The sequence below is a fragment of the Alkalimarinus coralli genome, from assembly GCF_023650515.1.
GTDB lineage: Bacteria > Pseudomonadota > Gammaproteobacteria > Pseudomonadales > Oleiphilaceae > Alkalimarinus > Alkalimarinus coralli.
This window is the reverse complement of the sequence record NZ_CP096016.1, coordinates 2,431,420-2,457,654: the sequence shown is the minus strand read 5'-3', so window position 1 is coordinate 2,457,654 and position 26,235 is coordinate 2,431,420. Positions and strand designations below refer to the sequence as shown.

Here is a 26,235-nt window from a genome sequence, read left to right as displayed (position 1 = left end):
TGGCAGGAATGTATGAATAATTCAGTGGATACGGTAGAAAATAACTATATTCGGGAATTTGTCCGCATATTTTTTGCCAATAGAAAGTTAATTAGAAGAATTTTTGTAGGGTTTGCCATTTTTACACTGCTGGTTTCTTTGCTGCCCCAAAAATGGTGGGAGTTATCGGGACAGGTTATTGTACTATCAAAAAAACTAAGCCAGTCAACTGAAACTGAGTCTATGTATGGCACCCCAGCTGCGCGATACTTGCCTCCAGAACTACAAGACCTGGAAACAGAAAGTAATATTCTTCGGTCACAAGAGCTGATTAGAAAAACAGTGAGTGAGCTACATGCAAGTGGGGAGTTTTATTTGCAACCCGGCTTGATAGATACATGGGTGCTTGAACCTGTTAAAACTGCAATCGCGCCGATTAAGGACCAAATAACGTCCACGATTAACGACTTGTTTGACAAAGAACCTGAGGAAGAAAAAGATTCAACCATTGATGAGCTTAGTGAGTTCGTCAGTGAAGAGCTGACGACTGAAATACTGCCTGGTTCAAACGTGATTCTAATAACATTTAAATTCACAGACCCTGATATGGGGGTTATGTTTCTGAATAAACATTTGGATAATTATTTAGAAAAGCGTCGAGAGCTGCTTTTGGACGAGGCGAATATTGATTTTTTCCTCGATAAAAAGAATCGCTTCCAAGCTCGTTTTGAAGAGCTTGAGCGGGAAAAAACCAAGCTCCTGAATGACTACGGCGCGACAGACCCTGATCGTGAACTAACCCTGACTATGGATCAGCTATTTGACGAAAAAAATAAACGTAACTTATTACGGGATCTGATTCCCGAAAAAAGGAAAACTCAAGAACTGAGGGTGCTTAAAGCGCAGATATCAATCATTGATGAGCGGTTGGAATTGCTAAATAAGCGGGTTTCAGAACTAAATGAGGTTGAGTCCCGGCTAGTGCGGTTGAGTACGGAAATTGACGCCGTAAGAGAAGCCTATTTTACATATAGTCGAAAGTATGAAGATATTCGAACCCAGGAAAATGAAAATGCCAGAATTGTTTCGAATGTTAAAGTCCTGGAGCATGCAACGCCACCGCTTAAACCTGCATTTCCTCGACCTAAGCTTATGATTCCACTTGGGTTGGTCACGGGGCTGCTTTTGGCTCTCTCGTTAGGCTATATTCGTGAGTTTTTTGATCATGGCTTTAAACATCAGGATCAAATCATAAAATACCTCGACATTCCTGTCATTGCGACAATCAACGACAATGATCTAAATAAAAGTTAAATATAATGGAAAGCAATAGAAAAGGATTTTTCGAGTGAGTAACCCTCAAGTATTGCACATAATTAGTTCAAGTGGCTTGTATGGTGCAGAGCGAGTGCTACTTAACCAGCTTTCAGTCGATACGGGCGTTGAAGCTGCTGTTTTATGTCTTGGTGTAGAAAGTGGCAACAAGAATCCTTTTGTTGCCGCATTAACGAAACTAAATATTGACGTCATACTTGAAAAAGGAAAAGGCGGTACAGCTGATGCCTATAGAGCGTTGAGACATGCTATTTGCACGCTTAGGCCCGACGTTATTCACTGTCATGGTTATAAAGAAACCATATTAGGTTGCATTGCAGGGCTGCTGTTTCAGAAGCGTGTTATCGTAACGCAGCACGGTTTTACTAACCGCACCCGTAAAATTAAATGGTATAACCAACTGGCTACCTGGTGTTGCAGGCTGTTTGCAGTTGAAAAGATTATCTGTGTCTCGGACTCTATTCTTAAATACTACCAAGACCAGAAAATTGATCCTCAACGGCTGTTGCTGTTACCGAATGCAATCCATTTGCCCAGCTCGGAACCGGAGCGTGTGAAAGGAGATGTCTTTAGTTTTGAAAGAGGCGAAAATGAGTTACTCATCGGGTTTATCGGCCGATTGAGCTCAGAAAAGGGGCCTGATCGTTTCTTGGAAATGATATCTAAATTGAGTAAGGAGACAGCACGTTTTAAAGCGATTGTGGTAGGCGGAGGCCCATTAATCCGCGAACTCGAAGCATGGGTGACCAAGGCCGGGCTATCGGAAAAAATCGTATTCTGCGGTTTTAGAGAGGATGTAGAAGATATTATCAGATGCCTTGATATCCTGGTTATGCCTTCTCGAACGGAAGGAACCCCGATGGTGTTACTGGAAGCAATGGCTCTCCGTGTCTCAGTAGCTGCTTTTTCTGTGGGAGGGATTCCGGCCGTCGTTCAGCATGGTCAGAACGGGATGCTGGCACCAGATGGTGACATCGATATGCTGGCATCACATGTTATGTCCTTGATGAATGATGCAGGCTTGAGAGATAGGCTTGGAGAGAGTGCCAGTCAGTGTATAGCAGAACACTATAATATTTGCAGGCAAGGTAGTTTATTGGCGAGTCTGTACCGAAAAGAAGGAGCATATGCGGGGTGAAATTAAATTGTCAAAATGCCATCAAGAGTTTGTAAATAGTGGCAATTAATAACCACAACACACCCTTAGGGTTTATCGTTTCCGGTTTGGCGCTGGTATTGTGCTCGGCTGCTTTGTATATGACCCCTTACTTCTTTCTTGCCCCGCTTCTAATACTCGCGCTGGTGGGAGGGTTTTACTTATACCGTCACCCTGAAGTAGGGTTAATGATCGTTATTTTCCTTATTCCTTTTGAAATTTATAAAGAAATTCTATCAAAATATAAGTTTCTTACCATTTCAAAACTAATCGGTATTGCCATTGTTCTTATCGTGATATTGAGGATTCTTCAAGGCTCCCTTAAAGGAAAGGATTTGGCCTCCCCGATGTGGATGCCGATGATTTTTCTGGTGCTTGTTTACGGTATTAGTTCTGCTTTATCCATTAACCTGATGATATCGCTTAATAGCACCAGACAATTGATTACCGCAATTTCAATCTTCGCGCTCGGTTTGCTGTTGGTAAAAAATATAGGTTATACAAATGTCATCCGCTTTATTGTTCTGAGTGTTGCGATGACCGCAGGGATGTCGTTAATGCAAGGGGTGGCAGGAGGCCTTGAAAATAGAACGTCGGGCTTTTTGGAAGACCCTAACTTTTTTGCATTATTGGCTGTTGTGTCGACTCCTTTGGCAGTCTATTTACTACAAACTGAAAAGAATATTCTGGTACGGTTGTTAGTTGCCGTGTGTTTGGTTGTACTGATTGTAGCCAGTGTAAAAACCTTCTCGCGTTCTGCCTTTTTAGTGTTATTGGTCACGCTTATCGCCGGGTGTTTCCACTATCGACACTTGTTTGTGTACCTAAAAAAACCCAAGTATTGGGGATTTTTAATATTACTGGCGGCTATGGGGTTGCCTGTTCTGGTATCGGTTGTTCCGGCTGAATACGTTGACCGGATAGCGTCACTTGTGAATATTGGGGAAGGTACACAAACAACTCAGGATAGGTCGCTAGGGAGGAGAACCTCCTATATTTTTGTGGGCATGAAGGCGTTAAAAGAAAACCCTGTGCTGGGTTCCGGGCCAGGCACATTTCCGATCAATTATTCCAAAACACCGTTTGCATCGGCATTTTCGTTAGATGATGGTAAACCGAATATTTATCGTCGGGCACATAATACGTATTTAGAGGTGCTGTCCGAGACAGGCATTGTTGGTTTCAGTTTGTTTGTTGGTATTGTTGTGTGGGGCATGTTCAATTTCAGATATGCTCAAAACCGGTTTAAGCAATTGGGGGATAATGGAAACTACCAGCTAGTCAGTCATTTTTTGTTGGCTTTTGTTGCCTTATCTCTATTTTTACTCTTTCTAAGTTCGCCAAACCACAAGTACCTATGGTTTTTTCTGGCGATTTCACAAGCGTTACGAAACGATGCTGACATAAAGCAACTCAAGGCAAATAGCAGAGAAGGTTGCTCTGATCCAGACTTGAAGCTTAGTGGCAGAAGCAGCTAAATATGACCTTTTCTTTTGATTATATATGGAACCCAAAGTGAATAATGTGACGGACCCGCAGATCAGGTATTCGATTGTAATACCTGCGTACAACGAAGCGAGTAATATTAAGCGGCTGGTAACTTCGATAAATAGAGCCAAAGGGCAGCGAAGTGATGTAGAAATTACGCTTGTTGATAATCAGTCTACCGATAATACCCGGGCTATTGCTGTTGAAATGGGGCTTGACGTAGTTGATGCGCAAAGGGTCAAAATCTCGGCATTACGCAATATGGGAGGAATGAATGCCAAGGGGGAGATTATTCTATTTCTTGATGCAGACATGGAAGTACCGGAAAACTGGTTTCAGCTCATCGAAGAGTACTTTGATAAAAAAAATGTTGATGCGTTGGGGTTTGTAGAGAAAATTCCGGAAGAAGCAGGCTGGTTTGCTCGCGTATGGTCTCAGCGTACGGCTGCAAGACGGGATAATGCAATGAAAGTAGACTTCTTGCCAGGGCGGAATATCTGTGTAAGGAAGGCGTATTTCGATAAGGTTCAGGGGTTTGATACCGAATTAACTACCGGTGAAGATAAAGATTTTGTTTTGCGCTTGAGCGACGCGGGCGCTCAAGTTTGGTCTATCCCCAATGAAAATATGTATCATTGGGGATATGAGCGAAGTCTCGCTGAACTTTTGCGTAAAGAGTTTTGGCGCCAGAGTAGTCACGTCGACCTATTGAGGAAGCAAGGGCTTTCACTGAGGCTTTTGAGGTTTCCAGTAATCAGTGTTTTGCACTGGTTATTGGCAGTATGGTTTTTGCTTTGTGTATTACAGGGAAATGTATCTCAAGCAGCTGGTGTCGCAGTAGTCTGGTTTTTGCCTGCGCTCGTAATGACCCTGGCTAAACCGTTAAGCAGAACTAATGTTACTGCGATTATGCAATTTAGTTTTCTATATTGGCTTCGCTTCCATGTCGCAGGTTTGTCGGTTTTGCGTTCGCTTTATTTGTTGCAGAAGAACAGGGCGAAACAGGAGAGCACATCATGATCGAGTGCTTTTTTTGGGTGTTAGTTGGCTTGTTTGTCTATGGCTATGTTGGTTACCCCTTATTAATTTCGCTGATATCAAAGCTTTATCCAAAGCGAGAATATTCAGGTTTTGCTGAGGGGGAGTGGCCAACGGTTAGTATTATTATTTCTGCTTATAATGAAGCTGAAAATATAAGTAAGAAATTAAATACCCTATTACACCAGGATTACCCTAATGATAAGTTCAATATACTTGTAGCAAACGATGGCTCAAGTGATGCCACAGGCGAGAAAATTGAGCAGTTTAGTGACCAGGGCGTTGTTCATTTGGCATTGCCACGTGGAGGGAAAGCTGAAGCCCTTAATAAAAGTCTTGAGCGGGCAACGAGTGATATTGTTGTCTTTACTGACGCAGATAATCGCTGGGAAAGTGACACGTTACGCCAGCTTATCACCCCTTTTTCAGATAAAAAAGTGGGCGGTGTTGGCGGGCATATTGATGTTGATAACAACAATGCCCAACTCGGAATGGGGGACAGACTTTATCGTTGGTATGAAGGATTGGTTCGAGGCGGGGAGTCAAGAATATTTGGCGCTGTTTCAGTTGATGGTGCAGCCTATGCTATTAAACGCGAGCTTTTCACTCCGGTCCCTCTTGATGTGACCGATGACTTTTACATTAGCACGGGGGTGGTTGATAAGGGCTATAAACTCGTATTCCAGCCTAAGGCCGTTGTAAGGGATGAAGGGGTTGAAAAAGCTAAAAAACAATATAACAGGAGAGTGCGGGTAACGGTGAGAGGGATGACGAGTTTATGGCGGCGCAAGCGGCTAATGAACCCTCTGAAGACCGGAGCCTATGCGGTTGCTCTATTCAGTCATAAGCTATTAAGGCGACTGGCACCTTTTTTTGCGCTGTTATTGTTTCCTATCAATGTACTTTTACTTGATACATCATCTTTTTATGCATTCACGTTCGCCGTGCAGGCATTGATTTATCTAGTTGCCATTGTTGGAATTTGTGATGTCCAGCGACGCCTTCCCAAGGTTTTTTATTTAGTCGGATTTGTTGTGCTCAGTAGCTTTGCCGTTGCTGTTGGCGTCACCAAGTTTATATTTGGCACACGCTATACCATGTGGACTCCACAGAAGAATAGATAATAGACAGTCCTGCCAGTGAATTAATATGAAATCAGTACTGATGATGGATAAACAATACTGTGGGTGAAAGTACAAAGGTAAAAGCAAAAGAAGGTAATAGAGGCCGTCTTCTGCGTTTAATGTCACAAAGCCTGGCAACCAAGTTGATCATGTTAACGGTGCGCCTGCTTCGGAATGCGATCTTGGCGAGGGTTTTAGGGCCGGTAGAGCGTGGAGCTTTTGCGCTGATAATGACGTTACCCGAAATGATTAGCACGATGGGCAATATGGGAGCATCGTCGTCAGTTGCGTATTATGCATCTCAACGAGAGCCAAGACTACCCGCTATTGGCGGCTTTATTACACTGATTTGCTTTGCAGGCGGTGGTGCGCTTGGTTTGATTGCGTATGGCGTTATAACTTCGCAGTGGTTTTCGGCTAATTATGGAGTGATGATCCTGTCCTTTGTCGGTGTTATTACCGTCATGGTGCCTTTGTATTTGTTTAGAATTAACAGCCAAAGTTTTTTTGTTGCCCGGGATTCTATAGGTAAGGCTAATGTCTTGCGGTTGACAGAGTCATTGGGCCCGTTAGTATTGTTTCTGGTTTTTTGGCTTGTTCTGGATATTGCACCTTTATTAGCCGCCGTATACGCGTGGTTGATTAGCTTTGTGCTTATATTGATTGCCGCTATCTCGTGGTACAAGAAAGAAGGTGCTTTGCCACCACGATTTCATCTGCCGACTTTTAAGGCCATGATTAGTTATGGCGCAAGGGGGCACTTCGATGCACTGTTCCAGACAATGTTGTTGCGCATTGATTTCCTGTTTATCGGTGCTATGCTTGGTTCGGAGGAGCTAGGCTACTATGCAATGGCGAGTGCTGCTGCCGAGCTTTTGTTGATGTTCCCTGAGGCGATTGCGTTTCCACTGATGTCCCGGTTAATGAGAAGTCATGAGCAACCCAGGGATAAACTCACTCCACTAGCACTTAGATTTATTTTTACCTCAATGTTGTGTGCCGCTGTTATGCTTGCCATTGTAGGGGATTGGTTAATAATACTGTTATTTGGTCGAGACTATTTACCAGCGTATGAGCCTATGCTTTTACTATTACCAGGTTTGATATGCTTAAGCATATGCGGGGTTCTTAGACTGGACCTTCTAGGTAGAAACAAACCGGGTTTAGTCTCAATAATTGCCGGCATGGCAGTGTTAATGAATCTGTTGTTAAATTGGACGCTTATACCGTTGTGGGGAAATGCCGGTGCGGCAGTGAGTTCAAGTATCTCTTATTTTTTTGCGGCAAGCTTACTGCACACATTATATACGCGTTATTCTGGCGTAAGCCCACTTCATACTCTTTTGGTTCGAAAATCTGATATTGAAACCATTTTGTCTATAGTGAAACCAGCGTCGCGATAGTGTTGCTAGTCATTATTATCAGAGGTCGACATTTGGTCATTGAAAACGGTAACTCATTATGAAACCTGACTTTTTACGTTCAACCTGTGCAATCGTGGCGTTGATACTGCTATGGGTTCCCCATGTTGAAGCAGCCTACTGGGGCAGCTTGCGTGATGGTGTATTGCACGTCAGCCAACAACAAAGTAAAGAGCGGTCTATCCCTGTCAGCTGGAAGGGAACAAATATAGCCGACGCTCAAAATGAGACGCTGTATTGGAGCTCACCAAAGGGGATGTTGTTACAGCGAGTGGCAATACCTTTTAGCCAGCCCAGCGGTGGTACGAACTTAACAATACCGGCAGTTAAAGGGGATTACCGATTAGACATCCCGGGCTACAGTTTTAGAAAGTACGTCGTCAACGTACCGAATACACTGCCATCCGTTTTTGAACCCGCAAAACTGCATTTTAGTGCAGAAGTCCCCAACACTGTAAAACTATACTTTCAGGTGCCTGCGAATAAGCGCTTCATCCTCGCCGGAAAAGACCATGGGGGTGTGGACAGGTTGGAAATCGTTAATCTAACAAGTCACGAAGAGAAAGTCCTATCGTTGAAGGATTATGGCCAGCTCTATTCATCTTATGACCAAGTTGAAGTTGCAGCGTCTCCTGAGGCCTCTATCTGGCAGTTAACACTGAAAGGCGGAGGTAAGGCTGCATTTTGGCTTGATCACATCCCTAATCTTTTTGCGCTGGATCCAAAAGAGCTGTTTGTACCTACTTTGGAAGAGGGGCAGGTTGATATTAGCATCGAAGGTGTTGTTGCTGGTGACATGCCCAAGATTGGCGCTGCACTGGACTTTTCTCGCCCCCCTGCATCAGCAGACGCTATATTCGATAAACTTAAGCTTGGTTCTGCGAATTACTATTTTTATGAAGATATCTTGAGTAGCGATATTGCCAAGGATAATTCGTTTTTGGAATATTATGAACAGAAATTGGGGCTGGATAATTACATCTCAATTTTGGCTAAAACCGGACGACGTAGCACTATTTCTGACGCCGACGATACAGCCGACTTTTTGACCCGTTATTTAAAGTCCCACCGAGGAGAAAATGGCTTTTCTTTTCCATATTTGGCCATTGCAGACGAACCTAATCTAAACTATGGCAGTTATAATCAGTTTGAAAAAGACTTTGTTGCTATCGCATCCACGCTAAAGAATCACCCCGAGCCTTCGGTTTCGTCTATTCAGATGGCTGTGCCTCAATCTTCGCGCTTTGTGAACGGGCCAACAAGAAGTGATTCTGATGAGCGAATCGGGGCAGACTGGGCGGAACGCCTTCTCCAAGGTCACCCTGACCTGGTTGACAGTATTTCCTGGCATCAGTGGCTGGTGAGGGATTTGGTTGCGACTGAGCAGTATAAGTCGACTGTTTTAAAGGCTAGGGAGCTAGACAGGCAATACCCGGCTAAGAGTGGTCTCCCCAGGCCGCTTATCCTCGCGCAGACCAATATATCAAGCGGGAATAACCTGAGCCATTATGAGCAAAATACTTTTTTTGCGGGACTATGGTTGGCTTCAGTTGTTGCAAATGCAAGCTCATCGGGCCAACTTAGCCAGCTCAATTGGTTTAAGATAGCTGATGACGGAGTTTGGAATAAAGGTCTTATCGCTATAGAAGGGGCGCAATTTAAACTAAAGCCAGTTGCCCATATCATGGCAATGATTAACGAGATGTGGCTTCCCAAGGTAATGGATGTGAAATTTTCGCAGCCATCGGTTGAGTTTGAGCTACTACCCACTTCTCGGCCGGATACTGGTGAGGTGAATATGCTGGGTGTGAACAAGTCAAAGCGACAGTATGTGGCTAAGATAAGTGTAAATTGCAAACTGTTAAGTTGTGATGGAGAGCCATCCGGTACACTCAGAACAATTGACCAATCGTTAGCTGTTCGTACCCAGCCCCTAGCTAGTGTTGTTATTGAAAACCAACGAGTTTATGAGTTATCCATTACGCCCGAGACAGTTTTCTATTTAAACTTTAATGTAAATAGCGGGCCATTAGCGCCTAAAATCACCGTAAGCAGAAACGATAGGTGACCATTACGGCTTACCCGTCTTATTACCTTTCATCCCCCACTGCGTTCTCAATGGATGGGCTCCCTTGCTATCAATAGAAAGGGGTCTCCACACCGTTTAGGCTAAAGCTTGCAAGACAGTCTTTTTTGTTCGTGCAAGGCAGTCTTTTTTGTTCGGTACTTATAGTGAATTTGTAATAAAGTGCAAAATTTTGTTAGGTACAGTAGAACTACTCATTTGTATGTAATAAAATTCACTTCTGTCTCGCCCTTATTTCCAAATGGAATATACGAATTCTATTTGTTGCTAAGCAGGCTTGCACCTAAGGATAGGCATGACAATTGGTTATTTTGTAGGAGTTAGGTATCAATGAGTGAACTATTGGTTCAAAGCACAGCGGAAGAAAATATTCACTGTAAGCGTAAGCTAGGTGAATTAAGAAAGAATATTGATAAGGCGCTGTTAAGGTCTACCAAAGGGTGGATAACCGGACGACAGGGAGGACGTTGCTGGATGTTATCGCGAACCAAGCATGTTTGCTCGGTTATTGGTGCGCTGTTAATACTACTGGCCATTTCACCGTTGATGATCCTTATCGCCATCGCTATTAAGTCGGATAGTAAGGGCTCGGTATTTTTCTTACAGGAAAGAACCGGGTTTATGGGAAGGCGATTCAAATTATATAAATTTCGAACTATGGTTGATAATGCCGAAGAGCTAAAACAGTCATTACGACATATGAGTCACCATGGAGAAGATTCACCGGACTTTAAAATCGCAAAGGATCCAAGGATTACACGGGTTGGTGGTTTTTTACGCCGTTATAGCTTAGATGAACTGCCAAATCTGATTAGTGTTCTTGTAGGGGATATGCGACTGGTAGGCCCTCGGCCAACCTCATTCCATGCGACCACATACAATGCTGAGCATCTAGTCAGGCTCTCTGTTTATCCTGGCCTGACGGGCTTATGGCAGATATCGGGTAGAAGTAATATCGACTTTGATGGTCGTGTTAGCCTTGATAAAGAGTATATTGAAAAACAGAGTTTTTGGCTTGATATTAAAATTCTTCTCCTCACTCCTTTTAAAGTCATTGAAGGTAAGGGCGCCTGCTAATTCTAGCGGATAACCAAAAGCGTTAAGCTATTTTAGCTGTTTGAAGCAAATCCCCGCTCTTTAAGTGGGGATTTTTGCATGTGGGCTACTGTTTTATATCGCCCTCAGCATCAAGTGAGAGCAAGGTCTTCATTACTGCCTTTTTAAAAGTACCAGATCAGGGTATGATTGCCAGCAACTTTTTGTATAAGAGGCCTATGCGCGACCACTGAACTCACTCATTACATCGTGCAATTTCCTCTATAAAAATAGATTATTCTAAGAACTTAACCAACGAGACGAATTAAGATGACAATCAAGTCTGACAAATGGATTCGAAGAATGGCCGAGCAGAATGGCATGATCGAACCTTTTGAACAAGGTCAGGTGCGTGAAGACGAACAGGGTCGTATTATCTCTTACGGCACATCGAGCTATGGTTACGATGTTCGCTGCAGTAATGAATTTAAGATATTTACCAATGTACACTCTGCGACGGTTGACCCCAAGAACTTTGACGAAAAGAGCTTTGTTGATGTCCAGAGCGACGTTTGTATTATTCCGCCGAACTCCTTTGCTCTGGCGCGTACGGTTGAGTATTTTCGTATTCCACGAAATGTATTAACGGTTTGCCTCGGCAAGTCAACGTATGCTCGATGTGGCATTATCGTCAATGTCACGCCCCTTGAGCCAGAGTGGGAAGGGCATGTAACACTGGAGTTTTCGAACACCACAACGCTGCCAGCCAAAATATACGCCAATGAAGGTGTCGCACAAATGCTGTTTTTTGAGTCTGATGAGCAATGTGAAACAAGCTATAAAGACCGTGGCGGCAAGTATCACGGTCAAACGGGTGTAACACTGCCAAGAACGTAATAAGGTTTTCTTTATTGGTCTGCTTAAGCCACACTGTTTGTGCGGTTGTGAAGGGGTTGTGATGAGTCATGACTCCTTTTTTGTTTATAACGCACTGGCTAAGTGCCCAACAACTATTGGCTTGAGGTATTTAGAGTGCATTTTATGCAAATACTGCCACTCTTAATGGCATCGGTGCTGGCCTATTTTGTCCTTTATGCACCACAGCCGCTGTTTCCTATTTTGTCCGCATCGCTAAACCTGAGTGAGACTCAAACCGGGTTGCTGACGACGGCCACTATGTTACCCCTGTTTATTGCGCCGCTGACATTTGGCCAGTTACTATCCAGGCATTCACCAGAAAAACTGCTGCGTATTTCATTGGTATTGCTGGCGGTTACAACGGTGGGCTTTGTTCTCGCAGGCAACTTTTCACTTTTATTACTCATTCGTTTTTGCCAAGGCATGTTGTTGCCTGTCTTACTAACCTCTGTGATGACTCTGACCTCAAGAAGCGCAGGGCCAGACTCAATCCAAAAAGCGATGTCGGCTTATGTCACGGCAACGATTCTGGGTGGGCTTTTTGGTCGTTTAATCAGCGGATTTTTTGCTGACTACGGTGATTGGCGGTATTTCTTCTACCTGTTATCAATACTGTTAGTAGTGATGGCCTGCTTCCCGTTTATGTCTAATAAGCCTGACTCGACGCACGAAGACCTGATTCATTGGCAGGATATTAAAGACTTGTTGTTTAAACGTGATTTAGGGTTTGTATTTTTGGCGGTAAGTTGTCTATTCTTTATTTTTTCTGCGATGATGAACTTTCTGCCATTTAGAGTGGGAGAGTTGAGCGCAGGTGCATCAGGTGTTTTTATCAGTTTGATGTATAGTGGATACTTGCTGGGAGTCGTCACGTCGCTGTTGTCATCAAAGCTGTCAATGCTCATCGGAGGGAACTACCGAGCACTGATGGTCGGTTTTGCCGTATATATGGCCGCTGTAGCGATGACCGCCATTAACGACATTGCAATGTTGTTTGTTTCCTTATTTGTTTTCTGCGGGGCGATGTTTTTAGTGCACTCTATTGCCGCCGCTTGGGTCAATACGGTCGCAGGCGAAAAAAGGCGCGTGGTTAATGCCCTGTACTTGACCTTTTACTACTTAGGTGGCGTACTAGGCTCAGTGTTGCCAGGTTTGATTTACGAGGCTGCAGGATGGAACAGTTTTGTGGCGGTTTTACTGGTGGTTGCAATGGTCGGCCTGGTCAGTATTAATAGAATGAGATCATCAAAATAATAATTAATCTCAATGAGGTAAGAGGGAGTAGAGTCGTGTACCAAAATGGAGTTGTTGAGCCGCGTGAGAAAGAGGGCGTTATCAAGTATGAGCTCATGTTTACTCGCAAAGCCATTCCGTCAAATATTAATATTGAGCAACTTGATCAGTGGCGGCATGTACTTTTTAATCTCGCATTAATTGGTCAAGACTCCAAACGCTACGGTGGGTTTGGCTTCGGCAATATATCCAGCCGCGTAGTTGCAGAGTTAGCTCTGCCGCCTTCTCGATTTGGCGTTTCTGATAACCCTTTTTTAATCTCCGGGAGTCAAACCGGCCATTTGCGTTATCTTATGCGAGAGCACTTTGCTCTGGTCACTGAGTGTCATGCCAAGCAGAACTATGTCGCTGCGCAGGGGGCGTGCAAACCATCATCCGAGTCGATGACTCATGGTGTTTTGTACAATGAATTCCCTTCTATTGGGGCTGTTGTTCATGTTCATTCGCCCACTATATGGCGGCTTTCGGATGTCCTGGAACTTTCGGCGACAGATCAAAGCATCCCCTACGGTACGATAGATATGGCAGACGCCGTTGTTGATACCGCAAAGGGTATTTTAGACCAGGCTGTCGAACCTGTATTTGTTATGAAAGGGCATGTCGACGGCGTTGTTTCATTTGGCCCAGATCTGCCATCTGCTGTTTCAGCACTACTGGGTGTTTATCACAAGGCCATGATGAAAAGCGTTCGTTAAACTGTTTGATAAGCGCTAAAATAGCGACCTTATTTGGTTACCAAGACTATTAGACAGGGGTTAATGTGAAACCGAATCAGTTTCAACGGCATCTGGCTCAACTGAAGGGCTGGAGGGAAACCGCTTTTATTTTGGCTCTGGCAGAGCGGGCATACCCTAACTTTGCGTTGTTTTCTCAAGTCACAGCGTTCTCTGGTTTTAATGCGGTGACGACCTGTTTGGCAAAGGGCTGGGATGCGTTGATCGAGAATGCCGAAGAAGATCGCTATATCGAGCTTCTGGAGCTGCTTGAAGAAAATGTCCCTAATCTTGCTGATTATGACATGTATGGTGCTATTCCCGCGGTTAGTTTTTGTGAAACATTAGAGCAGGGGCTGCTTACGCAGGTCAATAATGAGAAACGTCGTGCGGCTGAAACAGCTCAAGGCTCATTTGAAGGTGTCATGGAGTTTATTGAAACAACCGAGGGGGAAGGGCTTTCTGAGGATGAGTTGGTCAAGCTATTTGATCAAAGCCCCTTAATCAAGCGGGAAATGGCGTTTCAGGAAGAGTTGGTTGACCGCTTGAGAAAAGAAAGTGTGCCTGACAAACATGTGGTGGCAGGGCTTAAGTTACTCGCTTCCGACGAGGGTGTTAGCAATATTGGTATTTCGCTAGATGAAGACTAGCCAAGCGTTGATCGAAACTTGCTATTTGTCTACTGGCTGGTTATTCGCCTGATGGACGAAAGCGGTAATTCACATTCGAGCCGTTCATGCTTATTCAGTAAAAAAGATCTATAAGGTTTAAGAGGCACATAAATGAAGCTGTCATCATTTGGAGACAAGTTTACCAGTCAGTCCGGTATTACATCATTGATGGATGACTTGGGGAACGCCCTCTCGTCAGGATCAGATATGATTATGATGGGGGGAGGAAATCCGGGGCATATTCCTCAGGTGCAGGAAAAGTTCCGCCAGCGTTTAGAAGATATTTTGGCCGATGAGAGTCAGTTTAAACGGTTGATTGGTATTTATGATCCACCGCAGGGTGAAAAAGAGTTTATTAGTCACTTGGTTAAATTGCTGAATAAGCTTTATGGGTGGAAGTTAACTGAACGTAATATTGGTCTTACCAACGGAAGCCAAGCGGCATTTTTTATGCTGTTTAATATGTTTGCCGGAGATTACGATGATGGCTCGCAGCGTAAAATTCAGTTGCCGCTGGCCCCTGAGTATATTGGTTATGCTGATGCAGGGCTAACCAGTAACTTTTTTACGGCGGCACGCCCAAGTTTTGAGTACTTCGACAAACATACCTTCAAATACCATGTTGATTTTGACAAGCTGCATATCACAGAAGAGACCGGCGCAATCTGTGTTTCTCGCCCGACCAACCCCACAGGCAATGTATTAACGGACGAAGAGGTTTCCCGCCTTGACCGTATTGCAAAAGCCAACGATGTCCCATTAATAATCGATGGCGCATACGGAACACCGTTTCCACACCTGATTTTCACCGATGCGACCCCAATCTGGAATGACAATACGATCCTTTGTTTGAGCCTGTCAAAACTCGGCTTGCCCGCGGCCCGAACAGGCATTGTGATTGCAAACGAGCAGGTCATATCAGCAATGTCTGGTATTAATGCCATTCTTAACCTGGCTACGGGTAGTTTTGGCAGTATGTTAGCCAACGATATGGTGGCATCTGGCGATATTATTTCACTGAGTAAAGATATCGTTTGCCCATACTACGAAAGCAAGGCAGAAAAAGCGGTCAAACTTTTAGGGCAAGGCCTGGAAGGGTATCCCTACCTGCTGCATAAACCTGAAGGGGCCATGTTCTTGTGGCTGTGGTTGAAAGATTTGCCGATCAGCAACCAGGCGCTTTATGAGCGACTGAAGGCCAGGGGCGTGCTAGTGGTATCTGGTCATTACTTTTTCCCGGGTATTGATGATGACTGGCAACACAAGCAAGAGTGTATTCGGATAACGTACTCGCAGGACGACGAGGTTGTTAAGAAAGGCCTGTCGATTATTGCGGAAGAAGTTAAGAAAGCGTATGACGGTGTTGCATGATGAGTGAGGTATCGGGCTCACCGTTGTAGGCCTTATCATTTGTTAATGATTCCAGCTGGGGCTTGGCGTGATAATCAAAAATTAAGTGATTAATTTTGAGGATGCCATGCACAGCTATAAAGCCCCACTGGAAGATATGCAGTTCTTGCTGGATTGCCAAGCAGGGATTCATCCTGCAGAAAAAAATTCCCGCCAGGCCAGCGTTGATCGTGAAGAGGCATCCTTTATTCTTAGTCAGGCTGCTCAGTTTGTTGAACATGAGTTAGCGCCTATTAACCGGGCTTGTGATGAGCTGGGTTGCCGTTTTGATAATGGAAATGTTTCCCTTCCCAATGCGATGAAACAGGCCTATACCCGCTATGCTGAGGCAGGCTGGATGGGGTTGTCCATGCCGGAAGAGTGGGGTGGACAGCAGGTGTCGAGCCAACTTGCTGCCTGCGCAGGTGAAATGCTCACCTCTGCGAACCATGCCTTCAGTATGATTCCGGCGCTTAATATGTCAGCGATTAAGGCCTTGCTCACATTCGGCTCTGAAGAGCTTAAATCACAATACTTACCTAATATGATCAGTGGCCAATGGTTGGGCTGCATGGCGCTCACTGAAGCCCATTGCGGCTCCGATCTTGGCTTAATCAGAACATCGGCGGAGTTGGTTGACGACAATAGTTATAGAATTAAAGGAAATAAGATATTTATCTCTGCTGGTGCTCATGATGGGTGTGAAAATATAGTCCACTTGGTTTTGGCAAGAATCAAAGGTGCCCCTGAGGGGGTGAAAGGATTGTCTTTATTTATTGTGCCCACGTACTTGCCGAATAGTCGGGAATTTAACAATGTCTCGTGCATTGGCATTGAAGAAAAAATGGGTATTCACAGTAATCCTACCTGCACGATGAGCTATGAAAATTCGACAGGCTTTTTGGTGGGTGAGCCTCATAAAGGCATTAAAGCGATGTTCATCATGATGAATGAAATGCGCATGGGAACCGCCACCCAAGGGATTGGGCTAAGTGAAATAAGCTATCAACATAGTTTGAGCTACGCAACGGAACGTCGCCAAGGCAGAAGCTTGAAGGGTATTGCAGAACCAGACCAGGAAGCGGACTCTCTATTGGTGCATGCAGATATCAGGCGCATGCTTTTGACTCAACGTGCATTTGCTGAAGGGGGCAGGGCGCTAAGTTTTTTTTGCGCTCAGTTGCTGGATGTGACTGAAGAGGCCAATGAAAAATCTGCTGATACCTGTGGCACACTGCCATCAGCAGAAGACAGTAAGCAGCTCCTTAACTTCCTGACGCCCATAGCCAAGGCATTTTGTACTGAAACAGGGCTTGAGTCCTCCAGTTTAGCGATACAGGTATTTGGTGGGCACGGTTATGTTCGTGAATCGGGTGTTGAACAGCTTTATAGAGATGGGCGTATCTCTACGTTGTATGAAGGCACAACAGGCATCCAGTCACTCGACCTGCTCGGACGAAAAGTACTCGGAACACAGGCAAAAAGCTTGTTGCTATTTACCAAACAAATACACCGCTTCTGCCTTCTAGAGAAAGGTAATCAGCCGTTCTCTTCGATGGTTAAGACATTGTTAGACTATGCCAAAGAGTGGCCTCAGCTCACGCAAGAGATTGGTATAAAGGCGATGAAGAGTCATGACGAGGTTGGTGCCGCTGCTTATGACTACCTGATGTATAGTGGCTACGTGACGCTAGCGTATTTCTGGTTGTCGATGGCGGTCAGAGCGGCCCGACTAATGGAAAGCAAGCCGACTAAGCAGCAGGGCGGGAACTATGGTGACGAGTTTCTAAACGCGAAGATACGTACGGCCTCTTTTTATTACTCTCGTTTGTTACCAAGAGCTGAGTCCCATCGTAAGGCCATGTTGTCGGGGGAAGACGCGCTCTTGCTATAGGCGCTTGGTTGCTGCAAGGATAAGCGCAACGACTAGCCGAGATGAGCTATCGCATTAGGTTGCAACGGCTTCGTAGTGGTGTGTTTTAACCTTATTTCTACCGGCAGTTTTGGCTTCGTACATCGCCATATCGGCGGTTTCTATCGCTTCGCTGATAGGGTGCCCTTTACAGAGTGATGATATGCCAAATGATGCGGTAATACTTAAGGTTAAAGTGCGCTTATCTGGCTCCTTAATCTCAATCACCTGATTGGCAAGATCCTCTCTGATTCGCTCCATTATTGTTTTGGCATCAGTGATGGTTGTGTCTGGCAGACATATCAGAAACTCTTCTCCCCCATAACGCCCTACGGAATCATATGGGCGAAGGCTCTTTTTGATATAGGTTGCGAAGTAGGTTAGCACTTTATCACCCACTTGATGCCCGTATTGGTCGTTGACCTTTTTAAAATAGTCGAGATCCACCATGACAATACTAGAGCAATTTGATGTTCGCTCAACCCGCGCAAACTCTTTTTCCAACAGTGAATAAAAAGCCTGTCGGTTGAAGACCCCGGTTAAATAATCAAAAGAGTAGAGTTGTCCAAATAGCGAGTCACGAAGAGCGATTAATGAAAAAGAAAAGTCGACCTCTTTAGCAATAACGTCATCGTAGTCTTCTGTGGTTAAGCGTTCTTGGTTATTGGCTTTATTCATTATCTGGGCAACGCTGTCGTGCAGCCGCTTATGGAGTTGCTCAAGCCTGGGGAATTCATCCTGCTGTAGGGTAAAAGGGCTGTGTTCCCCGTAATACCAAATGCCAAAGCCGCAATGTTTATAAGCGTCCGGCTGAATAAACGGCTCAGAAATAGCTTGCCCGCAAACCAGTATTTTATTCCATTCGGCAAGCCATTTAGTATGGCGGAGCATCGCCTTGTTTATGGCAGTAATATCATTGTTGATTTGTGTTACAACGGTGCTCTGGTAAGACTCTGATAGCATCGATAATCACGCTCACGACAAATAATCAAACTATGTGTTTTATACAAGCCAGTATAGCGTTATAACAAGATAATAATTTGATCTATTTCAGGTGAGGGTCGAGTTATCTGTTTTGGGCATAACCCCAGTAGTTGAAACCCGCAATTTTGGGTGTTGAAGGCAGGTATTGAGTGTCCATTTGTTTAATGGAAAATCCGCCCTGGTCGAGGAGGACGGGAATGGGGCGGTTAAGGTTACAGCCCCCGGCTATTTTTTTCCAATAGGGGTTAACGCGCTTTTGCCACCGTTTCACAGATTCATCAGGCGCTTCACCATGTTCGCAAAACAGCAGCTTTCCGCCGGGCTTTAGAACGCGCTTCATCTGGTTTAATGCAGCTTCCCAGTCTGGAATAGTGCATAGTGTGTAGGTCAGCAATATGGTGTCAACGCTATTGTTATCGAGAGGAATCTCTTCGCCAGGAAGATCCAGCCATTTAATATCCAATCTGGAGCCTGATATATTTTTATTGGCTTTTCTGCGCATGCCTTCAGAGGGTTCCAGCCCCCAGATAAATTCTATCTTATCTGCATTGTAGTAAGGTAAGTTTAGTCCTGAGCCGAACCCGACCTCTAATACGCGGCCCTCTGCATAAGGCACAACCTTATTTCGTTGTCGCAAAACAGGCTTGCTACTACAGGCCATATTTATGATGTGGGGGAGCAGGTAGTCTTCATATATTTTCATATTGTCTAAACCCTGTCTTGCAACGCTGCTGGCATGATATGGTTTTGATTGCGTGTTTCCGTTCTGCTAAAGCTTCTCTTTAATTATCAGCCTGGCGGTCTCCGAGTTACCAGGCTCAATGCGCCAGCTGTTGGCAAATGCTGCGCCTCGTTCTACGCAGATATATTCATCATAGTGTTCGATACCGACATCTGCCATTTTCTGAGCCAGTTTCTCCCCCGGATTCCAGACGATAGCTGTTGGACAGTTGTGCCCGCTGACGGATAGGTTGGGAGTACCCTGTATTTGCTGTGCAAGACCAACACTTTCATATACCCGGTCTACTTCCGACCTGAATCGGACAGGCCCATTTTGGCGAACGGCTGCAAACTGTTCAGTGGCGTCCAGATAGTCGTGTTGATCAAGCCCTGTCACTTGGACATCGGCCAAGCTATCAATAGAAAAATAACTATGTAATGCCCAGCTAAACAGCATGGTTTTATTGCTGATATTATGGACAGAGAATGAAATATCAATGTGGTCGGATAGCGTGATTTTAAGATCCAGCTTAAACGTGTGAGGGTACAGTGCTAGCGCTTGCTCAGCAGGTGTGAACTGAAAATGCAGTTCTACGACACCTTGTTGATCTTCAAATACACTGACTAACTGCCATGGTTGATTGCGAACAAAGCCATGTTTGGGCTTCGTCGGGTCTTTTTGGTTTACTCCAAACCAGGGGGCGCAGATCGGGATGCCGCCCCTGATCGTTTGACCTGGGCTAAATACCGCTTTAGGGCTTAACCAGAGCCATGGGTGTGAGTCGGTTGGAGAAAACTCAAGAAGCTGAGCGCCCTGAAGTGATATAACGGCTTTGCAGAGAGGGCTATTAATGTGGAGCAGTGAAAGTGGCTCGGAAGCGTTGTATAAATCCCGGCTATTGGTGGTTGAAACCGAAGGGGATGAACGAAGCTTCTCTTCTATATCTTTATTGTCTATCACCGCAATACCTTGATTGTCCATCATCACTATGCCTGCCTGGTTAAGTAATTAATGTGTCAGCGTACGAATTTTCCGTTTCAGTTTGGCGTAGGCAAATATACCTGCCAGAGCATTTGCCGCCATGACGCCTGCAAAAATGCCTGTTATGCCCCAAACGTGAGCCCCAATAAACGCCAAAGGAACCATTAAAATAAACAGTCGGGTCAATACCAGAATAGCGGCCTGTTTCGGCTGATGAAAGGCATTATAGGTTGCGCTGGTGATAATAATTAAGCCCATGCCTGCATAGCTGATCGGAACCACGGTTAAAAATATTTCAATTAGCTGAATAACGTCCGGGTTGTCTGAAAACAGGCTGGCAATGACAGTCGATAACAGTGCCAGGGTAACACAGAGCCCAACACCCCAAAAAAGCGCAAACTTTATGGCAAAGTGAAGACTTTGCTGCACTCTATCATGTTTTTTAGCGCCCCAGTTTTGACCGATAAACGGTGTGAGCACTGATGAAAGCGCCATCACGCCAATCATTGCCAGTGACTCAATACGCGTGCCTACACCTAGAGCCGCTACGGCAGAGTCACCAAATGAAGCGGCGAGGTGGGTGAGGATGCCTATCGTTAATGGTGCCATCATGTTGGTTGTTGCAGCCGGTATCGCCAGCTTAAAGAGCGCCTGCCATGAGTGCCAGAGCTCAGCTAACGTTGGCAGAGTAATGGTCAGCATTTTTTCACGTAAGCCCAAAACCCACAGAGAAAAAAGGAACGTCAGCGAATATGAAATTAACGTTGCGAGTGCAGCCCCTGTTAATTCGAGCCTCGGGAAAGGGCCAATACCAAAGATCAGTAGCGGGTCTAGAATGATATTGACTGCCGCTGCAACCATCATGACTCGGCTCGGCGTTTTGGTATCACCTGTTGCTCGTATTGCGCTGTTGCCGACCATGGGAATGACGACTAAACCGACCCCGATAAACCAGACCGACATGTAAGTGTGAATTAACTGGATTTGTTCAGCTGATGCCCCTAATGCCTTGAATACCGGGACAATGGTCAGATAACCTGTCAGTGCAACTAAAAAAACCAGAATAAATGCAAGCGATAGACAGTCAGTGGTTAAACGTTTCACTCGATCATGATCCCCCGACCCGATGGCTCGCGAGACAAGCGCCGATGTGCCGATACTTAAGCCCATTGCGAGGCTAATGACGATCATGGTAACAGGGAACGTAAAGCTGATCGCTGCCAGCTCTTTTGCGCCGAGTTGGCCCACGTAAAAGGTATCAACGACGTTGATAAAGATAATTGATACGATCCCCAGCGCCATATGTTTCGAAAGGGATATCAGGGTTTTATCAACGGGGCCTTGGGTGAGTCGAGCTGAGGCCTTGCGAGAGGCTGGGGGAGTGAGGGATTTTTTTATCATCGCCGGAGTATACTACATTTACCGCAGATCATGTCTCCTGTTAGTGTAATGAAGATATGATCAAGGTTGTATCTGAGCTCCTTCAGCGAATGCGTAGACTAATGGTATTAGCGCTGGGCCAGCTGCTGCCTTTGTACGTATTTTCTAAGGTCAGTTCTAAAGGTCACCAGCTCATCTATCTGCTTTTTAATGGTGGCAAGCTTATTCTGATCTATGATTTTATTTTTTGTGTAGAGGTTTAATGACTGATATTGATGACTCGCCTGCCAAAATACTGTGCCTGGCTCAATATACTTTACAAAGTCACGGCAGATCGATTCATTTTTGCCTGAATCTATAGCTGACTGGCAACTATTGGACTTCTGCCAGGCTTCAGAAATGATCGTTGAGACCTTTTCTACACGCTCATCCAGAGGCCCATCAATCATGATGGGTTGTTTATATTGATTTCGCTCTTGGATATCTTCCCACCAATAGGTATTCGATTGTGTGTTTGGCGCTTTTCGGATCGTCTGGTTGATATGGCTGCACGGGGTATCTGAATATACGGTCTTATTATTTATCTCGCAGGTATGAATTTCAGCCAACGCATTGGCAGATAGCAGACTTATAAACAGTGCAATAGACGTTTTCATGTTGTACCCCGGATTATGAGTGCTCAGTTGGATTTATATTGATTATTGTTTGTCTTCCATGAGCTTGAACAAGTTAATAGTAATCGGCTTTTACTTAACAAAACGTTACATAAGTCAAATAAATGACTACATTATCATATTTTTTTCTATTAGTTCCGATTGTTTTTTTTGAACAATATGTTCAAGTCTGAAAATATATGGCAATATTTTTTCACTTAAGACCAGGATGCTTCGTCAGTGTCGCACATTTTTTTATGACGAGCCCTACTGCTAGGTATGTACAGCATATTTTTTAGTGTTGTTCGATTAATAACCAAAGTGATTATTATGAACTATACTTCAAGAGGTGGCGTTGCCAATGCCGGGCTTGCGAGTGAGTATGAGAAGATGGAAGAGCAGTTAATTAAAACGAGTAATGACAAGGAGTCATGGCTACTAGGCTCAAAACATCCTGTTGATATCGTATCGAAGTGGCAGGAAACGATTAATTTGATGGTCGAGCTATTCAAAGCACCTGCGGGTTTTATTGTGCAAAAAAATAGCGAGGGTTATCAGATTGTTGTTGCCAGTGAGACGAGAGAAAACCCGTATCCAGTCGATGGCTCGGTTATTGGTAATGATATCAACTTATTCTGCCGCAAAGTTGTTAATGAAAACAAACCTCTTTATGTTAACCATGCCACCCGTGATGATGAGTGGCTTGATAACCCGGAAGTGCATAACGATGGATTTAACTCCTATTTAGGGTTGCCTGTGCACTGGCCAGACGGAACCGTTTTTGGAACGATCTGCGTGATGGACTTTGCGGTCACACACTACCAGAAAATCTTTAAGCGGCTCATTGACAGGTTTCGCAGTTTGGTGGAAGCAGACCTTAAAATCCTTGACCAATACTTGGTGATTCAAGAACTTTCTATGCGAGATCACTTGACGGGGCTTTTCAATCGAAGTGGCTTCTTTACACTGGGAGAACAAGCGTTGGAAATGGCCCAGCGTATGGGGAAACGCTATACGGTGCTTTTTATTGATCTTGATGACCTGAAACTGATTAACGACCAGTTTGGCCATAGTGCAGGGGATGATGCACTTAAAACACTGGCGAATATCCTACAGGATCGGCTCCGGCAAGCCGATGTGATTGCGCGAATTGGTGGTGATGAGTATGCCGTGCTTATGGTGATGGATAGTATGCTCAATTTGAAGCACGTTATTCAACAGATTCAATACTCAATTAAAAAAGTGGGTGACCTGAGGGAGTACCCGTTTTCTGCCAGCATTGGCCACTCTGGTATCTGTTCTCATAGTGAGGCTTTTTTGGAAGAAGCTCTACGCGATGCTGATCGGGATATGTACCTTTGCAAAGGCAAACATCACTCACAGTAATGCCCGTCTTATCGTATTGATTGTTTCGTCTCTACGTCTACTTTGTTGCGCTGACTTTTCAGCTACACCTGTTTTATAGATCGTTTATCATATCACCGAGCCAATTGCGGCCATTATCTGTTTATTGCACTCCGTTCTGGTGATATTTTATACAAATCATTACTGATAAATACCCCTGTTTTGTTTACAATTGCGGCCCCACAAATTGCTCTGGTTTTACGTTCCAGAACGCATGATAGGTTATTAATATGTCACAACAAGATCACACCCCTGTTAACAATTGCACGCTCTCTAACAAGAACGCATCGCCAGTCGTTGTATGCGCGCTATATAAATTTGTAACCCTTGAAGACTTTGAGTCGCTGAGGCAGCCGCTACTCAATGTAATGCTTGAAAATGGTGTAAAAGGAACCCTGCTTCTTGCCGAGGAGGGAATTAACGGCACTGTAGCGGGTAGCAGACAGGGAATTGATAATCTTTTAGCCTGGCTGAGGTCTGATAGCCGGTTCGCGGATATCTCTTATAAAGAATCCTTTGATGATGAGGTTCCGTTCAACCGCACAAAAGTTAAACTTAAAAAAGAGATTGTCACGATGGGGGTGGAAGGGATCGATCCTAAGCACATCGTTGGCACTTATGTTAAGCCAAAAGACTGGAATGCGTTAATTTCGGATCCAGGTGTTTTGCTGGTTGATACACGAAATGACTACGAGGTTAATATTGGCACATTTAAAAATGCCCTTAACCCGAAAACAGAAACATTTAGGGAATTTCCTGACTATGTTGATCAAAACCTGGATCCGTCAAAGCATAAAAAAGTTGCCATGTTTTGTACTGGTGGTATTCGCTGTGAAAAGTCCACGGCCTTTCTGAAAGAGAAGGGATTTGACGAGGTCTACCATCTTGAAGGCGGGATTCTAAAGTATCTCGAAGAGGTGCCTGAAGAAGAAACCTTGTGGGAAGGTGAGTGCTTCGTTTTTGACAATCGTGTTGCGGTCGATCATAAGTTGGAAAAGGGTCAGTATGACCAGTGCAATGCCTGCCGCTTTCCTATTACTGAGCAAGACAAACAAAGTGAACAGTATGTTTTGGGAGTAAGTTGCCCTCATTGCTTTGATAAAAGTACCGCGGAACAAAAGGCACGCTATGCTGAGCGGCAGCGCCAGATTCAGCTATCATCCGAACGTGGTGAGCAGCACGTGGGTGGTGAAGCCGCAAAAGTGATCGCCAAGCGGCGAGAGCTTAAGCAAGAAGCACGGCTTAAACAACAACAGCGTTGTTCTGACTTTCCGGGGTAGGTTTACCCTGGTTTTCAGGATAAATCGGTTTTTTTGGGGGGAATCGGCAGGCCCATCAGATGCTTTTAGTCTAAAGCGGGTTGCGTGGCGTAGCCCGTGCAACCCGCTAGGCGGAAACCACTCGATTTCTGCCACTTCGCTTGGCAGTATACAGCGCTTTGTCGGCACGGCTAAGCGCGCTTTCGAGTGACTCCTGTTTCTGCATTTCTACGACGCCAATACTGACGGTAAAGTTTATGGTTTTGTCGTCAGAATAGTCGATTCGCAACGCCTCAATAAGGCTGCGAATTTTCTCTGCTGTTTGAGCTGCATGGCTTAGATCCAATCCAGGCATCGAAATAGCGAACTCTTCCCCTCCTAAACGGCTGAACATGTCAGTATCTCGCAGGTTTTCCTGGCAGGTGCTGGCAAATTCAACCAGTGAAATATCTCCAGCCTGGTGCCCATAGGTGTCGTTAATCTTTTTAAAATGATCAATGTCCAGCATCATGACCGAGACGGGCATCTTATAGCGCACTTGATAGCTGTGGTGTTGAGAGGCCTGAGCAATAAAATAACGGCGATTATATGCACCCGTTAAATCATCCTTAATGGCCAGTTCGGTGAGCCGTCGATTAGCCTCTTCAAGCTCACTTTGAGTCTCTTGAAGTTTCTTGTTAAGTATTTGAAGATGTTCGTAGCGGGTGTGGCCTTCTCTTGCATTAAGCTGTTCAAGCTCTGACTTCAGCGTTGCGTTTGATTTAGTTAGCTCAATCCTTGCGCACATCCGGTTGTTTTTGCTTTGTATATCGGTAACCAGTGCTCGCATATTACTGTTCATTGCATGGCTGAAAATACCGGATACTTTTCCGCATATCATCGGAAGGTTGTCGCGTATATTTCTGGTTTGTCGTATTGTCAGTTCGCACGGGTCTTCAATTTCGATGGTTGCGGTTTTGGTTTTCCAATCTACCGCTTTGAGCGTCATAAAACCCCAACCAGCGGTGCTAACGACATCAGCCCACACCGCAAAGCCCTGCTCAAAGCTGCAGTTTTTGCGGGATGTAATATAGCGGTAGTTTTCGCTTGCGCCTTCGGAGGCCTCATAAGCAACTAACAAGAAATAGAAACTCTCACCAAGTTGTTCAATGAGTGGGTTTAGCATGTTTAGCAGAGTAGGCTTTTTCCAAAGCAGGACTGCATCATTGCCGAAAAAGCGAAGTTTCTTTTCCTGGCTATCCCATTGATACCAGTCTGGCAGTGACATAAAGCAATACTCCGAGCACCCCGCGATG

22 protein-coding genes are annotated in these 26,235 nt (G+C 44.8%); 16 read left to right on the top strand and 6 right to left on the bottom strand.

Translation table 11 applies throughout. The features are described from left to right. Positions 1-12 precede the first annotated feature (12 nt). The 14 genes from MY523_RS10890 to MY523_RS10825 all read left to right on the top strand — a co-directional run bounded on the left by MY523_RS10890 (position 13) and on the right by MY523_RS10825 (position 17,540). Positions 13-1,293, top strand: a complete 1,281-nt coding sequence (locus tag MY523_RS10890; protein ID WP_250654731.1) for a GumC family protein — start codon at positions 13-15, stop codon at positions 1,291-1,293. 34 nt (positions 1,294-1,327) lie between these two features. Beyond that, complete coding sequence (locus MY523_RS10885; RefSeq protein ID WP_250654730.1) at positions 1,328-2,452, top strand: glycosyltransferase family 4 protein; 1,125 nt, start codon at positions 1,328-1,330, stop codon at positions 2,450-2,452. Between the two features lie 38 nt (positions 2,453-2,490). Continuing rightward, positions 2,491-3,948: an O-antigen ligase family protein gene (locus MY523_RS10880; RefSeq protein WP_250654729.1), complete on the top strand. Its 1,458-nt coding sequence runs from the start codon at positions 2,491-2,493 to the stop codon at positions 3,946-3,948. A 37-nt stretch (positions 3,949-3,985) separates the two neighbouring features. Further along, entirely contained in the window at positions 3,986-4,978 is a 993-nt protein-coding gene (locus MY523_RS10875) for a glycosyltransferase family 2 protein (RefSeq protein ID WP_250654728.1), read from the top strand. Then, a complete protein-coding gene (locus MY523_RS10870) occupies positions 4,975-6,120 on the top strand; it encodes a glycosyltransferase family 2 protein (RefSeq protein WP_250654727.1) in 1,146 nt (381 codons plus the stop codon). Before MY523_RS10875 ends, MY523_RS10870 begins: the two co-directional genes overlap by 4 nt. 59 nt (positions 6,121-6,179) lie before the next feature. Next, positions 6,180-7,523, top strand: coding sequence for an oligosaccharide flippase family protein (locus tag MY523_RS10865; RefSeq protein WP_250654726.1), 1,344 nt, complete (start codon positions 6,180-6,182; stop codon positions 7,521-7,523). A 58-nt stretch (positions 7,524-7,581) separates the two neighbouring features. Further along, a complete protein-coding gene (locus tag MY523_RS10860; protein WP_250654725.1) occupies positions 7,582-9,609 on the top strand; it encodes a hypothetical protein in 2,028 nt (675 codons plus the stop codon). Positions 9,610-9,957: 348 nt separating this feature from the next. Continuing rightward, complete coding sequence (locus MY523_RS10855; protein WP_250654724.1) at positions 9,958-10,704, top strand: sugar transferase; 747 nt, start codon at positions 9,958-9,960, stop codon at positions 10,702-10,704. A 288-nt stretch (positions 10,705-10,992) separates the two neighbouring features. Beyond that, positions 10,993-11,559 carry a dCTP deaminase gene (gene dcd / locus MY523_RS10850; RefSeq protein WP_250654723.1) on the top strand — a complete coding sequence of 189 codons (567 nt, stop codon included), beginning with the start codon at positions 10,993-10,995 and terminating at the stop codon, positions 11,557-11,559. A gap of 144 nt (positions 11,560-11,703) precedes the next feature. Continuing rightward, positions 11,704-12,834: an MFS transporter gene (locus MY523_RS10845; RefSeq protein ID WP_250654722.1), complete on the top strand. Its 1,131-nt coding sequence runs from the start codon at positions 11,704-11,706 to the stop codon at positions 12,832-12,834. A 35-nt stretch (positions 12,835-12,869) separates the two neighbouring features. Beyond that, a complete protein-coding gene (locus MY523_RS10840; protein WP_250654721.1) occupies positions 12,870-13,568 on the top strand; it encodes a class II aldolase/adducin family protein in 699 nt (232 codons plus the stop codon). Between the two features lie 65 nt (positions 13,569-13,633). Next, entirely contained in the window at positions 13,634-14,236 is a 603-nt protein-coding gene (locus MY523_RS10835) for a DUF416 family protein (RefSeq protein ID WP_250654720.1), read from the top strand. Positions 14,237-14,368: 132 nt separating this feature from the next. Next, positions 14,369-15,628, top strand: coding sequence for a valine--pyruvate transaminase (locus MY523_RS10830; protein WP_250654719.1), 1,260 nt, complete (start codon positions 14,369-14,371; stop codon positions 15,626-15,628). A 106-nt stretch (positions 15,629-15,734) separates the two neighbouring features. Further along, positions 15,735-17,540 carry an acyl-CoA dehydrogenase C-terminal domain-containing protein gene (locus MY523_RS10825; protein WP_250654718.1) on the top strand — a complete coding sequence of 602 codons (1,806 nt, stop codon included), beginning with the start codon at positions 15,735-15,737 and terminating at the stop codon, positions 17,538-17,540. A 54-nt stretch (positions 17,541-17,594) separates the two neighbouring features. Here the strand turns inward: MY523_RS10825 and MY523_RS10820 are convergent, their stop codons facing one another. The 5 genes from MY523_RS10820 to MY523_RS10800 form a co-directional block, all read right to left on the bottom strand. Next, complete coding sequence (locus MY523_RS10820; protein ID WP_250654717.1) at positions 17,595-18,521, bottom strand: diguanylate cyclase; 927 nt, start codon at positions 18,519-18,521, stop codon at positions 17,595-17,597. 103 nt (positions 18,522-18,624) lie between these two features. Continuing rightward, positions 18,625-19,245: a class I SAM-dependent methyltransferase gene (locus tag MY523_RS10815; protein WP_250654716.1), complete on the bottom strand. Its 621-nt coding sequence runs from the start codon at positions 19,243-19,245 to the stop codon at positions 18,625-18,627. A gap of 66 nt (positions 19,246-19,311) precedes the next feature. Further along, the gene (locus tag MY523_RS10810) at positions 19,312-20,247 is read right to left on the bottom strand and encodes a D-hexose-6-phosphate mutarotase (protein WP_250654715.1); all 936 of its coding nucleotides are present in this window, start codon (positions 20,245-20,247) and stop codon (positions 19,312-19,314) included. Positions 20,248-20,271: 24 nt separating this feature from the next. Next, positions 20,272-21,645 carry an MATE family efflux transporter gene (locus tag MY523_RS10805; RefSeq protein ID WP_250654714.1) on the bottom strand — a complete coding sequence of 458 codons (1,374 nt, stop codon included), beginning with the start codon at positions 21,643-21,645 and terminating at the stop codon, positions 20,272-20,274. A gap of 107 nt (positions 21,646-21,752) precedes the next feature. After that, complete coding sequence (locus MY523_RS10800; RefSeq protein ID WP_250654713.1) at positions 21,753-22,280, bottom strand: hypothetical protein; 528 nt, start codon at positions 22,278-22,280, stop codon at positions 21,753-21,755. A gap of 327 nt (positions 22,281-22,607) precedes the next feature. Here MY523_RS10800 and MY523_RS10795 point away from each other — a divergent pair, with 327 nt between their 5' ends. After that, positions 22,608-23,663 carry a sensor domain-containing diguanylate cyclase gene (locus tag MY523_RS10795; RefSeq protein ID WP_250654712.1) on the top strand — a complete coding sequence of 352 codons (1,056 nt, stop codon included), beginning with the start codon at positions 22,608-22,610 and terminating at the stop codon, positions 23,661-23,663. A 248-nt stretch (positions 23,664-23,911) separates the two neighbouring features. Next, positions 23,912-24,961, top strand: a complete 1,050-nt coding sequence (trhO, locus tag MY523_RS10790) for an oxygen-dependent tRNA uridine(34) hydroxylase TrhO (protein ID WP_250654711.1) — start codon at positions 23,912-23,914, stop codon at positions 24,959-24,961. 106 nt (positions 24,962-25,067) lie between these two features. Here the strand turns inward: trhO and MY523_RS10785 are convergent, their stop codons facing one another. Next, positions 25,068-26,207 carry a diguanylate cyclase gene (locus tag MY523_RS10785; protein ID WP_250654710.1) on the bottom strand — a complete coding sequence of 380 codons (1,140 nt, stop codon included), beginning with the start codon at positions 26,205-26,207 and terminating at the stop codon, positions 25,068-25,070. Positions 26,208-26,235 lie beyond the last annotated feature (28 nt).

Bases quoted from the DNA above. Each gene is read 5' to 3' on its own strand.
- MY523_RS10805 (WP_250654714.1), bottom strand. From the start codon at position 21,645: ATGATAAAAAAATCCCTCACTCCCCCAGCCTCTCGCAAGGCCTCAGCT.
- MY523_RS10810 (WP_250654715.1), bottom strand. From the start codon at position 20,247: ATGATGGACAATCAAGGTATTGCGGTGATAGACAATAAAGATATAGAA.
- MY523_RS10855 (WP_250654724.1), top strand. From the start codon at position 9,958: ATGAGTGAACTATTGGTTCAAAGCACAGCGGAAGAAAATATTCACTGT.
- MY523_RS10825 (WP_250654718.1), top strand. From the start codon at position 15,735: ATGCACAGCTATAAAGCCCCACTGGAAGATATGCAGTTCTTGCTGGAT.
- MY523_RS10815 (WP_250654716.1), bottom strand. From the start codon at position 19,245: ATGAAAATATATGAAGACTACCTGCTCCCCCACATCATAAATATGGCC.
- MY523_RS10785 (WP_250654710.1), bottom strand. From the start codon at position 26,207: ATGTCACTGCCAGACTGGTATCAATGGGATAGCCAGGAAAAGAAACTT.
- MY523_RS10820 (WP_250654717.1), bottom strand. From the start codon at position 18,521: ATGCTATCAGAGTCTTACCAGAGCACCGTTGTAACACAAATCAACAAT.
- MY523_RS10830 (WP_250654719.1), top strand. From the start codon at position 14,369: ATGAAGCTGTCATCATTTGGAGACAAGTTTACCAGTCAGTCCGGTATT.
- MY523_RS10800 (WP_250654713.1), bottom strand. From the start codon at position 22,280: ATGAAAACGTCTATTGCACTGTTTATAAGTCTGCTATCTGCCAATGCG.
- trhO (WP_250654711.1), top strand. From the start codon at position 23,912: ATGTCACAACAAGATCACACCCCTGTTAACAATTGCACGCTCTCTAAC.
- MY523_RS10890 (WP_250654731.1), top strand. From the start codon at position 13: ATGAATAATTCAGTGGATACGGTAGAAAATAACTATATTCGGGAATTT.
- MY523_RS10860 (WP_250654725.1), top strand. From the start codon at position 7,582: ATGAAACCTGACTTTTTACGTTCAACCTGTGCAATCGTGGCGTTGATA.
- MY523_RS10845 (WP_250654722.1), top strand. From the start codon at position 11,704: ATGCAAATACTGCCACTCTTAATGGCATCGGTGCTGGCCTATTTTGTC.
- dcd (WP_250654723.1), top strand. From the start codon at position 10,993: ATGACAATCAAGTCTGACAAATGGATTCGAAGAATGGCCGAGCAGAAT.
- MY523_RS10795 (WP_250654712.1), top strand. From the start codon at position 22,608: ATGAACTATACTTCAAGAGGTGGCGTTGCCAATGCCGGGCTTGCGAGT.
- MY523_RS10870 (WP_250654727.1), top strand. From the start codon at position 4,975: ATGATCGAGTGCTTTTTTTGGGTGTTAGTTGGCTTGTTTGTCTATGGC.